Raw genomic sequence first — 339 nt, 5'->3', positions numbered from 1 at the left:
TTCAGCGTGCCGATGTGGATGAAGCCGGCGACGCTCTCGCCCTCGGTCAGGCCGAACAGGGCGACGCCTTGCGGGTCGTAGCTGTACCAGTCGGTGATCCAGCTGGCGGAGTAGCCGAAGCCGCCGGCCGCGTGCTCCAGATTCATGCACACCGCCCCGGCCGACAGCTGCTGCTCCCAGATCGGCTTGGCGTTGGGGACGGGGGTGGACACCACCAGGATGGTGACGGGCGCGGCGGTCAGCTTGGCCAGCACCGCCTGATCCTTGGCTGGCCCGTTCCTGAGCTCGACCAGCACCGCCAGCCGGGCGAGGCGCTTCTCATTGGCATCGATCAGGGCC

At 68.7% G+C, this 339-nt stretch carries 1 protein-coding gene; it reads right to left on the bottom strand.

Features of this window, described 5'->3' with window-relative positions; translation table 11 throughout:
- The coding region (locus CVH10_RS18780) for a nitroreductase family protein (RefSeq protein WP_181244504.1) at positions 1-339 on the bottom strand (339 nt) is incomplete at both ends.

Source organism: Halomonas sp. ND22Bw (genome assembly GCF_003011945.1).
GTDB lineage: Bacteria > Pseudomonadota > Gammaproteobacteria > Pseudomonadales > Halomonadaceae > Halomonas > Halomonas halophila.
Note: the sequence above shows the minus strand (reverse complement) of the source record. Positions and strands in the feature narration are given on the sequence as shown.